The sequence below is a fragment of the Kitasatospora sp. NPDC085895 genome (genome assembly GCF_040702125.1).
Taxonomy (GTDB): Bacteria; Actinomycetota; Actinomycetes; order Streptomycetales; family Streptomycetaceae; genus Kitasatospora; species Kitasatospora arboriphila.
This window is the reverse complement of sequence record NZ_JBFBJY010000091.1, coordinates 1-13,874: the sequence shown is the minus strand read 5'-3', so window position 1 is coordinate 13,874 and position 13,874 is coordinate 1. Positions and strand designations below refer to the sequence as shown.

The 13,874-nt window shown below is 74.8% G+C and carries 14 protein-coding genes; 7 read left to right on the top strand and 7 right to left on the bottom strand.

From position 1 onward, the window contains the following. Position 1 precedes the first annotated feature (1 nt). Both AB0442_RS35580 and AB0442_RS35575 read left to right on the top strand, forming a co-directional pair. On the top strand, positions 2–1,312 hold the full coding sequence (locus AB0442_RS35580) for a sigma-70 family RNA polymerase sigma factor (protein ID WP_366167706.1): 1,311 nt from the start codon (positions 2–4) through the stop codon (positions 1,310–1,312). Between the two features lie 9 nt (positions 1,313–1,321). Continuing rightward, positions 1,322–1,981 carry a methyltransferase domain-containing protein gene (locus AB0442_RS35575; RefSeq protein ID WP_366167694.1) on the top strand — a complete coding sequence of 220 codons (660 nt, stop codon included), beginning with the start codon at positions 1,322–1,324 and terminating at the stop codon, positions 1,979–1,981. A gap of 7 nt (positions 1,982–1,988) precedes the next feature. Here AB0442_RS35575 and AB0442_RS35570 read toward each other — a convergent pair whose 3' ends face one another. After that, complete coding sequence (locus tag AB0442_RS35570) at positions 1,989–3,101, bottom strand: phosphotransferase (RefSeq protein WP_366167693.1); 1,113 nt, start codon at positions 3,099–3,101, stop codon at positions 1,989–1,991. Between the two features lie 361 nt (positions 3,102–3,462). Between AB0442_RS35570 and AB0442_RS35565 the strand changes: the two genes are divergently transcribed. Continuing rightward, entirely contained in the window at positions 3,463–4,860 is a 1,398-nt protein-coding gene (locus AB0442_RS35565) for an FAD-dependent oxidoreductase (RefSeq protein ID WP_366167692.1), read from the top strand. A 99-nt stretch (positions 4,861–4,959) separates the two neighbouring features. On the opposite strand, the gene AB0442_RS35560 is transcribed toward AB0442_RS35565, so the two are convergent. From AB0442_RS35560 to AB0442_RS35550, 3 genes are all read right to left on the bottom strand, one after another. After that, a complete protein-coding gene (locus AB0442_RS35560; protein ID WP_366167691.1) occupies positions 4,960–5,736 on the bottom strand; it encodes an MBL fold metallo-hydrolase in 777 nt (258 codons plus the stop codon). Between the two features lie 198 nt (positions 5,737–5,934). Continuing rightward, the gene (locus AB0442_RS35555; RefSeq protein WP_366167690.1) at positions 5,935–6,435 is read right to left on the bottom strand and encodes a ricin-type beta-trefoil lectin domain protein; all 501 of its coding nucleotides are present in this window, start codon (positions 6,433–6,435) and stop codon (positions 5,935–5,937) included. Between the two features lie 183 nt (positions 6,436–6,618). After that, positions 6,619–7,296: a hypothetical protein gene (locus tag AB0442_RS35550; RefSeq protein WP_366167689.1), complete on the bottom strand. Its 678-nt coding sequence runs from the start codon at positions 7,294–7,296 to the stop codon at positions 6,619–6,621. 166 nt (positions 7,297–7,462) lie between these two features. Between AB0442_RS35550 and AB0442_RS35545 the strand changes: the two genes are divergently transcribed. After that, positions 7,463–8,140, top strand: a complete 678-nt coding sequence (locus tag AB0442_RS35545) for a hypothetical protein (RefSeq protein WP_366167688.1) — start codon at positions 7,463–7,465, stop codon at positions 8,138–8,140. A 60-nt stretch (positions 8,141–8,200) separates the two neighbouring features. Here the strand turns inward: AB0442_RS35545 and AB0442_RS35540 are convergent, their stop codons facing one another. Continuing rightward, a complete protein-coding gene (locus tag AB0442_RS35540; RefSeq protein WP_366167687.1) occupies positions 8,201–9,118 on the bottom strand; it encodes a hypothetical protein in 918 nt (305 codons plus the stop codon). 136 nt (positions 9,119–9,254) lie between these two features. On the opposite strand from AB0442_RS35540, the gene AB0442_RS35535 reads away from it, so the two are divergent. Together AB0442_RS35535 and AB0442_RS35530 are read left to right on the top strand one after the other, a co-directional pair. Continuing rightward, positions 9,255–9,449: a hypothetical protein gene (locus AB0442_RS35535; protein WP_366167686.1), complete on the top strand. Its 195-nt coding sequence runs from the start codon at positions 9,255–9,257 to the stop codon at positions 9,447–9,449. A 63-nt stretch (positions 9,450–9,512) separates the two neighbouring features. Beyond that, positions 9,513–10,514, top strand: coding sequence for a GNAT family N-acetyltransferase (locus tag AB0442_RS35530; RefSeq protein ID WP_366167685.1), 1,002 nt, complete (start codon positions 9,513–9,515; stop codon positions 10,512–10,514). Positions 10,515–10,535: 21 nt separating this feature from the next. On the opposite strand, the gene AB0442_RS35525 is transcribed toward AB0442_RS35530, so the two are convergent. Both AB0442_RS35525 and AB0442_RS35520 read right to left on the bottom strand, forming a co-directional pair. Continuing rightward, on the bottom strand, positions 10,536–11,939 hold the full coding sequence (locus AB0442_RS35525) for an FAD-dependent oxidoreductase (RefSeq protein WP_366167684.1): 1,404 nt from the start codon (positions 11,937–11,939) through the stop codon (positions 10,536–10,538). A gap of 53 nt (positions 11,940–11,992) precedes the next feature. Continuing rightward, positions 11,993–12,580 (bottom strand): cupin domain-containing protein, encoded by a 588-nt coding sequence (locus AB0442_RS35520; RefSeq protein WP_366167683.1) that lies wholly within the window; start codon positions 12,578–12,580, stop codon positions 11,993–11,995. Positions 12,581–12,815: 235 nt separating this feature from the next. On the opposite strand from AB0442_RS35520, the gene AB0442_RS35515 reads away from it, so the two are divergent. Beyond that, positions 12,816–13,874: hydrogenase expression protein HypE (locus AB0442_RS35515; protein ID WP_366167682.1), on the top strand; the 1,059-nt coding region annotated here is incomplete at its 3' end.

The following is a 13,874-nucleotide window of genomic DNA, read 5'->3' as shown; positions in this document are numbered from 1 at the left end:
CCTGACCGGCACCGGCACCGGCCCTTCCGTCGACGACCTGCTGCGCGACCTCGCGCCGCGGGTCGTCGGCGTGCTCACCCGGCGGTTCGGCGACTTCTACGCCGCCGAGGACGCCGTCCAGGAGGCCCTGCTCGCGGCCGCCGTCCAGTGGCCCGAGCAGGGACTGCCGCACCACCCGCGGGCCTGGCTCGTCCAGGTCGCCGCCCGCCGGATGACCGAACAGGTCCGCAGCGAGACCGCCCGCCGCCGGCGCGAGGAGACCGTCGCCGCCCGCGAGCCGGACGACCGCCGCACCGCACCGGCCGCCGACGAGGACGGCGGCGCCGACCGGGACGACTCGCTCACCGTCCTCTTCCTCTGCTGCCACCCCGTGCTGTCGCCGGCCGCCGCCGTCGCGCTCACCCTCCGCTCGGTGGGCGGGCTGACCACCGCCGAGATCGCCCGCGCCTTCATGGTGCCGGAGGCCACCATGGGCCAGCGGATCAGCCGCGCCAAGCAGCGGATCAAGGCCTCCGGCGTGCCGTTCTCGATGCCCGCCGCCGAGGAGCTGCCGCACCGCCTGGATCTGGTCCTGCACGTGCTGTACCTGGTGTTCAACGAGGGCTACGCCGTCAGCAGCGGACCCGACCTGCAGCGCACCGACCTGTCGCGCGAGGCGATCCGGCTCGCCCGGTCCCTGCACCGCGCCGTCCCCGACAGCAGCGAGGCCGCCGGACTGCTCGCCCTGATGCTGCTCACCCACGCCCGCAGCGCCGCCCGCACCGGGCCGGACGGCGAACTCGTCCCGCTCGCCGAGCAGGACCGCGGCCGCTGGGACGCCGCGGCCGTCGCCGAGGGCACCGCGCTGATCACCGCCACCCTGCCGCGCGGACCGGTCGGTCCCTACCAGCTGCAGGCCGCGATCGCCGCCGTGCACGACGAGGCCGCCACCGCCGAGGAGACCGACTGGCCGCAGATCCTCGCCCTGTACGGCGTGCTGGAACGCCTCGCCGACAACCCGGTGGTCCGGCTCAACCGGGCCGTGGCCGCCGCGATGGTGCACGGCCCCCGGACCGGACTCGACCTGCTCGCCCGGCTCGACACCCCCGACGCCCTCGCCGGGCACCAACGCCTGTACGCGGCACGCGCCCACCTGGAGGAGATGGCCGGCGACCGGCAGGCGGCCCTCGCCGACTACCGCGCCGCCGCCGAACGCGCCACCAACCTGTCCGAACGCCACTACCTCACCCTCCGGGCCGCCCGGCTGAGCACGGACCCGAGCCCCCGGACGGGCTCCGCCGCGCAAGGGCCCGCGGCCCGGGCCGGCCGATAGCCTGCCCGCATGACGGAGAACACCGGCGCCGACCACCTCGACGCCACCAGGGACGCCTACGACGCGGTGGCCGTCCAGTACACCGAGCTGTTCGCCGACGGCTTCGGGGCGCGGCCGCTGGACCGGGCGATGATCGAGGCCCTCGCCGGGCTGGTGCTGCAGGAGGGCGGCGGGCCGGTGGCCGACCTCGGCTGCGGGCCCGGCCACGTGACGGCCTACCTGCACGGGCTGGGGGTGGACGCCTTCGGGATCGACGTCTCACCGGCCATGGTGGCGATCGCCCGGTCGCGGCACCCGCAGCTGCGCTTCGAGGAGGGGCCCATGCTCGGCACCGGACTCGGAGCGGGCTCGCTCGGCGGCATCCTCGCCCACTACTCGCTGATCCACACGCCGCCCGCGGAACTGCCGGGCGTGTTCACGGAGTTCCACCGCCTGCTGGCGCCGGGCGGGCACGTCCTGATCGCCTTCCAGTCCGCCGACGGACCCGTCCCCCCGGTCACGGCCTACGACCACAAGGTCGCGCCCGCCCACCGCTGGTGGCCGGACGCACTCGCCGCACTGCTCCGGGAGGCCGGGCTCACTGAGGTCGCCCGGCTGGGCCGCGGCCCCTACGAGGGCGAGCGCACTCCGCACGCACAACTGCTCGCCCGCCGCCCGGACGTCGACTGACGCCCGCTCAGCCGTCGGCGGCCGTCCCGCCCGGCCCGGTGGCCGTCCCGCCGGGCCCCGGCGCGCCCTTCCCGTCGAGCCCGTCCAGGAGGGCCAGCTGTTCGGTGACCCGTTCGGCGGACCAGGAGAGCAGCCAGGCCGTGTGCTCGGGGGCGTAGCCGCGGGGCGCGCTCTCGACCCGCATCACCAGCGCCAGGTAGATCCGGTAGAGCGCCAGGCGTGCGCGGGCCGCGGGGGTGTCGGTGCGCAGGCCGGGGTCGATGCTCCGGTAGCCGGCCAGCAGGTCGGCGTCGTCCCCGGGCGTGCCGAGCGGGTCGAGCCCGACGAGTTCGGCGAGCGGGTCGCCGAAGAAGGCGCGCTCGCCGTCGATGAGGCCGCCGAGCCGCGGGCCGCCGTGCACGGGGTCGCGGGTGAGGACGAGGTTGCCCTCCCAGGCGTCGAAGTGGACGAGGGCGGGCCGGCGGACCTCGGCGAGCGCAGGGGCGAACCGCTCCGGCAGCCCGGCCAGCACGGCGGCCGGCGCGGGGAGCGGGACGCCGAACCGCTCGGCGTCTGCGAGCACGGCGCGCAGCATCCCGGCGAAGGCCGTCGGCCAGTCGGCGCCCTGCAGACCGGTGACGGGCTGGGGGTAGCCGAAGCACGGGCCGGTGGCACCCGCGATCCGGGCGGCGACGGCACCCAACTGGCGGCGCAGCGGCGCCCGCTGGTTGCCGGTCAGGCCGTCGCGCAGCTCGTCCCAGGTGTCGCCGTCGAGGTACTCCAGCAGCAGCCAGGCGCCGGGGGTGTCCGGGCCGGCCGGTTCGTGGTGCAGGACGGCGGGGACGGGGGCGCCCGTGGCGGCGGCGAGGCGGTGGAAGAGCGTCTCGGTGCCGAGCAGGCCCTGCTCGTGGGTGAGCGCGGGGGCGTCGGCGGGCGGCGCGGCCTTGAGCACCAGGCGCCGGCCGTCGGCGAGTTCGACCAGCCGGGCGGAGTTGTAGAGCCCTCCGTGCAGGGCCCGCCCGCCGACCACCTCCACCGCCCCGAGCGCCCGGCGGACCCGCCGCTCGGCCAGCTCCTGCGCGGCGCGCTCCTCCTCCACCCGGCCGGCCCCGGCGGGTTCCCCGGTCACTGCGGCGGTCACGGCACTCCTCTGCGGACACGGGACGGATCGACGAACGGCGCGAGCACGCGGCCGGGGACACCCCCGACGGGGGCGCCCTCCCGGAGATCCAACAACGCCACCCCACTTTTGTCGAGCCTTGAACTAAGCGGCCGGACGGCCCCGCGGAGCGTGGCGGCGGTAGCGTTGCGCGGCGGCTGGGCGCGACCACCGGCCGATGGATCCGGGAAGGTGCCCGAGCCACCCATAAGTCAAACCTATGGGCACATAAAGCAGAGGTATGTACCGCGGAACGTCCAAGGCAGCGAAGGTGGCATTCGGAAACCTCTCCGCCGTCCGTTCCCGGGCCGTCCGCGGCCCGCCCCTGCCGAAGGATGCCGCCATGTCCCGCCCCGTCCGGGTCGCGATCGTCGGAGCCGGCCCCGCCGGCGTCTACGCGGCCGACGCCCTGCTCAAGTCCGAGGTCGCCGCCGACCCGGGTGTCTCGATCGACATCCTGGAGCGGCTGCCCGCCCCGTTCGGGCTGATCCGCTACGGCGTGGCGCCCGACCACCCGCGGATCAAGGGCATCGTGACCGCCCTGCACCAGGTGCTCGACAAGCCCCAGGTCCGCTTCTTCGGCAACGTCGACTACCCGGGCGACCTCGCCCTGGAGGAGCTGCACCGCTTCTACGACGCCGTGGTCTTCGCCACCGGCGCGGTGGCCGACCGCGACCTCGGGATACCCGGGATCGAGTTCGACGGTTCGTACGGCGCAGCCGACTTCGTCTCCTGGTACGACGGCCACCCGGACGTGCCCCGCAGCTGGCCGCTGGAGGCCGAGAAGGTCGCCGTGCTCGGCGTCGGCAACGTCGCCCTCGACGTGGCCCGCATCCTGGCCAAGACGGCGGACGAACTGCTGCCCACCGAGATCCCGGCCAACGTGTACGACGGGCTGGCCGCCAACCGGGCGGTGGAGATCCACGTCTTCGGGCGCCGCGGCCCGGCGCAGGCGAAGTTCAGCCCGATGGAGCTGCGCGAGCTCGACCACTCCCCCACCATCGAGGTGGTCGTCGACCCGGAGGACATCGACTACGACGAGGGCTCGATCGCCACCCGCCGCGGCAACAAGCAGGCCGACATGGTGGCGTCCACCCTGGAGAACTGGGCGATCCGCGACATCGGCGACCGCCCGCACCGCATCCACCTGCACTTCTTCGAGTCGCCCGTGGAGGTCCTCGGCGAGGACGGCCGGGTGGTCGGCCTGCGCACCGAGCGCACCGCCCTCGACGGCACCGGCGACACCACGGGCACCGGCGTCTTCCGCGACTGGGACGTCCAGGCGGTGTACCGCGCCGTGGGCTACCGCTCGGACGAGCTGCCCAAGCTGCCCTTCGACGCCATGACGGCGACCGTCCCGCACGAGGCCGGCCGGGTGCTGGAGGCCGGGGCGCACCTGCCCTCGACGTACGTCACGGGCTGGGTCAAGCGCGGCCCGGTCGGCCTGATCGGCCACACCAAGGGCGATGCGAACGAGACCGTCGCCTGCCTGGTCGCGGACCACCGCGCCGGCCTGCTGCGGCCCGCCGGGTCTCCGGCGGAGGACGCCGTGGTGGCCTTCCTGGAGGAGCGCGGCGTCGACTACACCACCTGGGAGGGCTGGCAGCAGCTGGACGCCCACGAGCGGGCGCTCGGCGAGCGCGAGGGCCGCGAGCGGATCAAGGTCGTCCCGCGGGACGAGATGCTGCGCGCCTCCGGCAGCTCCCTGACGGCCCGCCCCGGGACCGACCCGGCGCGGTGACCTGAGGTTCCGGAACGGCCCGTGCGGCAGCGGCACCGACCGCCGCCGCACGGGCCGCCGCCGTACGACCGCCGCCGAACGGATCCCGGCAGGCCGGGCTCAGAACCGGACGAGGCCGCCGGGCGCGAGCCGGTGCAGGCGGTCGCCCAGGCCGGCCGCGTCGAAGGCCTTGGCGAGCGAGTCGCCGTCCTCGGTGAAGTGCGTCCAGTGCTCGAAGTGCAGCGGAACGACGCGGCGGGCGCCGAGGATCGCGGCGGCCTCGGCGGCCTGGGCGCTGGTGAGGGTGAGGGGTGCGTCCGGGATCAGCGGGGTGCGGGCGGCGCCGGCGAAGAGCAGCGCCACGTCGACCGGGCCGACCCGGTCGGCGACCTCGCGGACGATGTCCAGCGAGGCGTTGTCCCCGCTGACGTAGACGGTGGGCAGGCCGCCGCCGGACAGCACGAAGCCGGTGACCTCGCCGACCAGCGGCTCGCTGCCCTGCGGCCCGTGCAGGGCGGGCACACCGGTGACCCGGAGCGAGCCGCCGTCGGGCCGGGCCAGCACCGTGTGCTCCCAGTTCGGCAGCGCCCGGACGGCCCCGCCGAGCCGGTCGGCCGCGGATCCGGTGGAGAGCACCGTCCGCACCGCGCCGCCGGTGACCAGCTCGCGCCCGGAGGCGTCCAGGTTGTCCGGGTGGTGGTCGTGCGAGAGCAGCACGGCGTCCACCGGCCCGATCTCGGCGAGCGGCAGCCCGGGACCGGCGGTCTTGGTGAGCGTCCGGGCGCCGACCGGGTGGGCGCCGGGCCCGTCGAAGGTCGGATCGGTGAGCAGCCGGAGCCCGCCGAGCTCCAGGACGGCGGTCGGGCCGCCGATGTAACGGACGGTCAGCGTGGACATGGTTGCTCCCCTTCGGCCGGTGTCCCGTGCACCGGGGACAATCCCGCGGCGCTCACGGTTGTTCCCGGGCCGGCGCACGGCCCCCCGAACGGGTGATGCGACCGGCCCACCGGGACGCACGGAGAAGCCCGGGGACGCACCCCGGCGCCCGGGCCGCACGGCGGGCGCGTGCGGGTCCGGGCGCCGGTGGGAGCCCCGTCAGGAGACCAGGGTGACGATCTGCCAGCGCTGGTTCGGGTTGGTCAGCTCGCCGCAGTCGTGGACGTAGACGTAGTCGCCGTCGGTGTCCAGGCACTGCAGGGTCTGCTGGTTCTGCAGGGTGATCACCGGGCCGGCCTTGTTCTTCTCCCACCAGTGCTGGTAGCCGCTGGTGTTGCAGTCGTGCGCGTAGGCGGCGGTGCCGTTGTTGTCCAGGCACTGGCCGGAGGCGACGCCCTTGTAGACGACCGAGCCGTCGCCGAGCACCTCGCGGGCGAACTGCTGCCGCAGGTCGTCCTCGTGGCAGTCCTGCAGCCGGTAGTTGTTCCCGCCGCCGGGCGTGTCGTAGATGCACTTGCCGAACTTGGCGCTCTTGAACTGCACGACCGCGCCGAAGCCGGCCGGGGCGGCGGCCGCCGCGGGCGCGGCGGTCAGCAGCGGCACGGCCAGGACGGCGCTCAGCGCCGGCAGGAGGAGTCTCGCGGGGGTGGGCACGCGCACGGCGGTGGGTCCTTTCGAGAGGGTCCGCTGCCCGGGGGGACGGCAGCGGTGCGGACCGGCGCGGCCTGACGCCGCGCCAAGTCCGTTCTCGAACGATGCTAGATCGGCACAAATCGACCCACCTGCGGAGCAGGGCCGCCCGGCCGTCACGGCCCGGCCGGCCCTGCCCCCGTGTACGGGCCGTCAGGCCCCTTCCGCCTCATCCCCGTCCTGGGCGTACAGGTCCTGGATCTCCAGCCCCTCGGTGCCCAGCCGGGTCCGCTCGGCGTGCTCCCGCATCCGGGCGCCGTAGACCGGATGGTCCATCAGCCCGGTGTACGAGTCGAAGCCCCGGTCGAGGAGGCCGGCCTCGTCGGCGAGGTAGACGTCCAGCCCCGGGTACATCACCGCCACGTACGGAAGGTCGTCCATGTCGGTGACCAGGACGGGGTACTCCCCCGCCGAGTCCGGCTCGCCGAGGTACAGCAGCCGGCGCGAGTCGCAGCCGCCCACCAGCGGCAGGCAGCGGCCCGGCAGCAGCGGCTCGAACTCGGCGAACGTCTTCGACCACGCCTCCTCGTCGCTGCCGAAGCCGTACAGCTCGTCCACGGTCTCCGAGAGCGGGGCGCCCGCGAGGTCGGGCGCCAGGGCCTCCGGGTACCAGCCGAGCCCGACCGGCAACGAGGAGTCGAAGGCCAGCCAGCGCCGCAGGCTCGGCGGCAGCGGCCGGCCGTCCGGCAGCCGGAGGGCGGCGAGGGTACCGGCGGGCAGCGGCACCGGCTCGTCGTCGAGGTCCGGCATGTCGGCCGTCTCCCAGCCGTCCGCGCTCACCTTGGCGATGACACGCTCGATCAGGGCCTCGCCGTGCAGGTCGTTCTCCATGCGCGGCACTGTGCCACACGCCGCCGACAGTCCCCGCGCCGATAACGATCCGGCGCGGAGAATTGCGGACGACCATGGACGATCAGGGCAATCGATCTTGCCCTCGCACCCGGGCCCCTGATGCGCTCGACCCCACCTGACGACCCGACCGACACCAGGGGGAGCCGTGTCCGACGCACCGCAGGACGAGCCGGACGGACCGGCCGGGCCCGACGGACCGGCCGACCCACCGGACCGGCCCGGCCGTCGCCGCGGGCTGCGGCGGCCCGTCGTCGCCACGGCGCTGACGGCCGTCCTGCTGGCCGCGGCCGGAATCGGCTGTGCGCACCGGGAGAACTTCGCCGCCCTGGGCGCCTACCGCTTCGTCGCCCCGCCGACGTTCCGCTCCCTGCCCGCCCATCAGGACGGAACCCTCACGGTCAAGGCGACGGCGGTCGTCGTGACCCGGTCGCTCGGCCCGCTCGGCGCCTACCACACCGGGGTCTCCCGCGGCCTCGGGCCGATCGAGGCCCGGTACGGCGACGGCCTGACGGACCGGGTCTCCGCCTACGGCGGCCACCAGCACTTCTTCGACCCCGCGGCCTCCCTGCGCGAGCACCTCGACCGCCTCCGCCGGTCCGGCGTGCCCGTGGACGGCCTGCGCACCGTCGATCCCGGTCCGCGGGGCGGCGCGATGGCCTGCGGCATGCTGCCGGCACAGCACGGCAGCATCGGCGAGTGCATCTGGGCCGACGGCAGCATGCTCGTCACCTACGACGAGACGACGCCCGACGGCGCCCTGGGACCGGCCGAACTCGCCTCCCACGCAAGCGACTTCCGCACCCTCGCCGAAGTCCCCGACTGAGCACCGCCGGATGAACAGACATGGGGATCACCACAGGTGCCCCACGCGCCCCTGGCCGGACTACCCGACCAGGCGGCGGCGCCAGTCCAGCGGGGTGACGGAGATCGCGCGGTCGGGGTCGCCGTCCCACTCGGTGGCCAGCCCGACGGCCTGCAGGGCGGCCACCACCTCGTGGCCGATCGCCGCGGTCGTCCCGGTGGAACCGTCGAAGCCGCCGTAGAGCAGCATCAGGCCGTGTCCGGCGGCGGCGGAATCGGTGCACTGGTAGTGGAAGTAGACGAAGCCCCGGGCGTCGGGGCCGCCCTCGGCGCCGATCTCGGCCTGGCCGCAGGTGCGGCAGCAGGTGAAGTTCTCGCGTGCGGTGATGCCGGCCGCCTGCAGGGCGGCGAAGGCCCGGGTGAGCTGCTCGGGCTGGGTCTCGCCCTGCCAGTCGGCCTGTTCGGCGACCCGCTCCAGCCACATCCGGTCGGCCAGCGCCTGCGCCTGCGCGCGGGAGACGGGCCGGCGGTCCCCGCTGACCAGGTGGTACTCGGCGGTCTCGGCCAACTGCACGCGGGTGGTGTAGCCGCGGAGCAGCTCGGTGCGGACGCAGGCCACCAGCTCCTCGCGCTCCTCATCGTCGAGGTCGAGCGGCGGCACCTCGGGGTCGGGGCCCATGTCCAGCAGTTCCCAGTCCTGTCCGGCGGCCCAGCCGGGCTCCTGGCGGGCCCATCCGGTCATCGCGGCGATGACGGCCTCGGGGTCGTCGACCATCGCCTGGAAGTGCCGGTCCGAGCCGCCGTCGCGGTGCTCCAACTGGTAGTCGCCACCGGTCCTGTGCCAGACCTGGGTGTACACGTCGGGCAGGTCGGGTATCCGCTGCACCACCAGGTACCGGTCGCCCTCGGCGCCGATCCGGCGGACCAGCCCGGCCAGTTCCTCGGCGGGCACCCTGACGTGCCGTTCCCCGTTCTCCGTCTTCACCACGATCTCGAGCATGCGCAGACTCTCGCACACCCTCCCGACAGTCCCGCCACCGGCCGCGGCGGCACTCCCCGTCGATCCACCGTCCGACGGCGGAGCGCCCCTAGACTGGTGGCGTGGGCACCCCGGACGCCACCGGAAGGAGGCCGCGGTGAACGCACTGCAGCCCAGGGACGCGACCGACGCGGCGAGCGAGCGCGTGGCCACGATCCGCTACTCGGGCAACCCGGAGCAGGACCACCTCCTCGACGAGATCCAGCACCCGGAGACCACGAACGCGCTGTACGAGCTGGCGGGCCGCCCCGGCGCGGCGGGAGCGGACGGCGACGGTCCGGCGGCCCGGTGAGGCCGCGGCCCGGCCGGTAAATCCTTTGCCAGGCCCCGGGCGGGGCGGCCAGAATCCCGCGGTATGGGCACTGACGCACCTTTCGACCGGCGGCCGATCGGGTCCGAACAGTTCGACGCATGGCTGGAGCTGCTGGCCGCCGTCGAGGCCGAGGACCGGGAGGACGAGCACCACGGCGTGGACGACCTCCGGGAGTACCTCGCCGACCCGTACTGCGACTTCGCCCGGGGCTCGGTCGCGTTCTACGACGGTCCGACGATGATCGGTTACGGCTACCTGAAGGCGCGTACCGAGGCCGACCCGGTGCACGAGATGTACTACCTGGGCGGCGTCCATCCGGCGTACCGCGGGCGCGGCGTCGGGGCGGCGCTGCTGGCCTGGGCCGAGGAGGCGGCGCTGCCGCTGCACCTGGAGCGCTACCCGGAGCGGCCGCTGACGATCTACAGCTCCAGCCTGGCGCGGAACACCCCGGCGTCCGAGCTGTACGCGGCGCAGGGCTACACCGCCGCCCGCTGGTTCCACGGCATGACGCGGGACCTGCTCGCGCCGCTGCCGGACCTCCCGGCCCCGGACGGGATCGAGGTGCGCGGCTTCACCGCCGAGCGCTCCGAGGACGCCCGGCTGGTCCGCAACGAGGCCTTCCGCGACCACTGGGGCTCGACGGAGCAGAGCGAGGAGGGCTGGGCGCACATGACGTCCGGCCCGGCCTTCCGCCCCGGCCTGAGCTTCGTCGCCTACGACGTCGAGGAGGACGCGGCCGGCGGCGAGGCCCTCGGCATCGTCCTCGGCGAGGAGTACGAGGCGCACACCGAGGCGACCGGCCGGCGCGACCTGTACGTCTCGCTGGTCGGCACCCGGCGGGCGGGCCGCAAGCGCGGCATCGCCTCGGCGCTACTGGTGCAGGCCATGGCGGAGGCCCGCGAGGCGGGGTTCGCCACGGCCTCGCTCGGCGTCGACGCCGACTCTCCGACGGGTGCGCTCGGCCTGTACGGGCACGTCGGATTCACCGTCAAGGACACCTGGATCGCGCAGCTGAAGCCGCTCTGGTCGCCCGCGGCGGGCTGACCGGCCCGGGCCGGCGGCGGCTCAGCGGCCGCTGAGCAGGTCGGCGGCGCGGGCGCTCAGCGAGGTGCGGCCGAGGCCGCCGGACTCCCTGCGGTCGGCGGCCCGGTAGGCGACGTACAGGCCGCGGATGCCGAGCCAGCGCAGCGGTTCGGGCTCCCAGCCGCGGACCTTCCGGCCGACCCAGGGCAGCCGGGTGAGCCCGGTGTCCCGTCCGAGGACGAGGTCGCGCAGGGTGCGGCCGGCGAGGTTGGCGGTGGCGACGCCGTGGCCGACGTAGCCGCCGGCCGCGCCGAGCCCGGTCGCCGGGTCGTACTGGACGGTGGCGCACCAGTCGCGGGGCACGCCGAGCACGCCCGACCAGGCGTGGTCGATCGGCGCGCCGGCCGCGGCGGGGAACAACCGCCCGAGCAGCTCGGCGAGCTGGCGCTGCGTCGAGGCGTGCGTCTCGCCCCGGCTGTCGACGTGCGAGCCGAAGCGGTACGGCACCCCGCGGCCGCCGATGGCGATCCGGTCGTCGGCGGTGCGCTGGGCGTAGCAGTAGGCGTGGGCGCCGTCGCCGAGCACTTCGGCGCCCCGCCAGCCGATCTCGTCCCACACCGCCCGGTCGAGCGGGGCGGTGACGATCATGCTGCTGTTCATCGGGACCCAGGTGCGGCGCTGGCCGCGCAGCCCGGCGGTGAAGCCCTCGGTGGCGCGGACGACGTGCCGGGCGCGGACGGTTCCCCCGCGGCAGACGGCCGCGCCGGGGCGGATGTCGAGCACCTGGGTGCCCTCGTGCACGGTGACGCCGAGCCCCTCGACCGTGGCGGCGAGGCCGCGGACGAGCCTGGCCGGGTGGATCCGGGCGCAGTGCGGGGTCCAGAGCGCGCCGCGGGCACCGGCGACCCTGACACGGTCGGCGAGTTCGCCGGGGCCGAGCCGGAGCATGTCCTCCTCGCCCCAGCCCTCCTCGCGCAGTTCGGGCAGGTGGGCGAGCATCCGCTGTTCCTGGACGGCCCCGACGGCGACGTGCAGTTCGCCGTCCTTGCGGACGTCGGCCTCGATGCCCTCCTCGGCGGCGACGGCGACCACCTCGTCGACCGTGGCGAACATGGCCCGCTGCATGGCGACGGCGGCGGGCCGGCCGTGCGCGGCGGCGTAGCGGCGGAACTGGCCGGGCAGGGCGGCGGTGAGCCAGCCGCCGTTGCGGCCGGAGGCGCCGAAGCCGGCGAACTCCTTCTCCAGCACGGCGATCCGCAGCGCGGGTTCGGCCTTCTTCAGGTAGTAGGCCGTCCAGAGGGCGGTGTAGCCGCCGCCGACGAGGGCGACGTCGACCTCGAGGTCGCCGTCGAGGGCGGGTCGCGGGGCGGGCAGGCCGTCCGCGGCGTACCAGTGGGAGACGTGGCCGTTCGTGCGGGCGGGGCCGTTGGTGCGGGCGGGGCTCATGGTCACTGCCTGGAGGTCGTTCCGGCGGGGGTGCGGGGGCTCGGGGGGCGCCGTCAGCCGGGTGTGGGCGGGCTGACGATCCAGAGCACTTCGGCGGGGGCGTCGGAGCGGTTGGCGACCCGGTGCGGGACGGCGGTGCGGTAGTCGAGGCTGTCGCCGGCGTCGAGGGTGTACGGGTGGCCGTCGAGTTCGACGGTCACGGCGCCGGCGAGGACGAGCAGGATCTCCTGGGAGTCGCCGTGCGTGTAGGCCTCCTCGCCGGTGGAGGAGCCGGGGTCGAACTCGCCCGCGTACACCTCCAGATGGGCGAGCGGCCGCTGGGAGACCAGGTACTTGCGGGTGCCGGGCGCGGTGGGCAGCGCGGGGCGGAGCCCGCGGCGGACGACCCGGGGCCCGGCCGGTGCGGAGTGGTCGAAGAGGTCGGCCATGGTGAGGCCGAGGGCGTCGGCGATCCTGCGGAGCATGCCGATGCTGGCGCCGGCGAGGCCGCGTTCGACCTGGCTGAGGAAGCCGGGGCTGGCACCGGCCGTCTCGCCGAGGGCGCGCAGCGACAGGGCGCGGGCCTCCCGGTAGCCGCGGATGCGGGCGCCGAGGGCGCGGGCGTCGGCCTCCGCGGTGGTGCCGGTGGTCTGGTCGGTCATGGGGTCCCCGGTTCGGCAGGCGTGTCCGACCCCGGATCAAACGCTGTGTTCGACGGGGCGGAACACACCGTATGCCGGGTGGTGCGGCGACACAAGGGCCCGGCACCCACGGCGGGCTGAGCCCGTTCGAGCGACCCCGTCGGCCGTTCGCCCGGGCGGTGGAGTGCGGACGCTGCTATGAAGAGCGTTGAGTCCGTTTTGTCCGGTCTCATCCCCGTTTCTAGGAGGCATCCACATGGGTGCTACGGCTACCGACGCCCAGGCCGCCGGCCGGGGCACGCCACCGGAGGGCAAGCAGCCGCCGGTGCACATCCTCTGGATCAACGCCGGTCTGAGCTGTGACGGCGACTCCGTGTCCCTGACCGCCGCGATGCAGCCCAGCATCGAGGAGATCGTCACCGGCGCCCTGCCGGGCCTGCCCGAGGTCGCGGTGCACTGGCCGCTGATCGACTTCGAGTGCGGCCCGGTGCAGGGCGCGGACAACTTCATCGAGTGGTTCTTCAAGGCCGAACGCGGCGAACTGGAGCCGTTCGTGCTGGTGGTGGAGGGCTCGATCCCGAACGAGTCCATCAAGCCGGAGGGCTACTGGTGCGGCTTCGGCGACGACCCGGAGACCGGCCAACCGATCACCACCAGCGAGTGGCTCGACCGGCTCGCCCCCAAGGCCACCGCCGTGGTCGCCATCGGCACCTGTGCCACGTACGGCGGAATCCACGCCATGGCGGGCAATCCGACCGGCGCCATGGGCGTGCCCGACTACCTGGGCTGGGACTGGACGTCCAAGGCCGGCCTGCCGATCGTCTGCGTGCCGGGCTGCCCGATCCAGCCGGACAACTTCTCCGAGACGCTGACCTACCTGCTCTACCAGCTGACCGGCGCGGCCCCGATGATCCCGCTGGACGACAAGCTGCGGCCGACCTGGCTGTTCGGCGCGACCGTCCACGAGGGCTGCGACCGAGGCGGCTACTACGAGCAGGGCCAGTTCGCGGAGGCGTACGGCGAGCCGGAGTGCCTGGTCAAGCTCGGCTGCTGGGGCCCGGTCGTCAAGTGCAACGTGCCCAAGCGCGGCTGGATCAACGGCGTCGGCGGCTGCCCGAACGTGGGCGGCGTCTGCATCGCCTGCACCATGCCCGGATTCCCGGACAAGTTCATGCCCTTCATGGACGAGCCCCCGGGCGCCCGGGTCTCCTCCACCGCCAGCGCAAGGCCGCCGGGCAGTCGACCGAGCGCCCGAACCTGGTCTGCGGGCCCGTCCAGGTGTGCTGGGAGAAGTTCGCCCGGTACTTCGACGTGG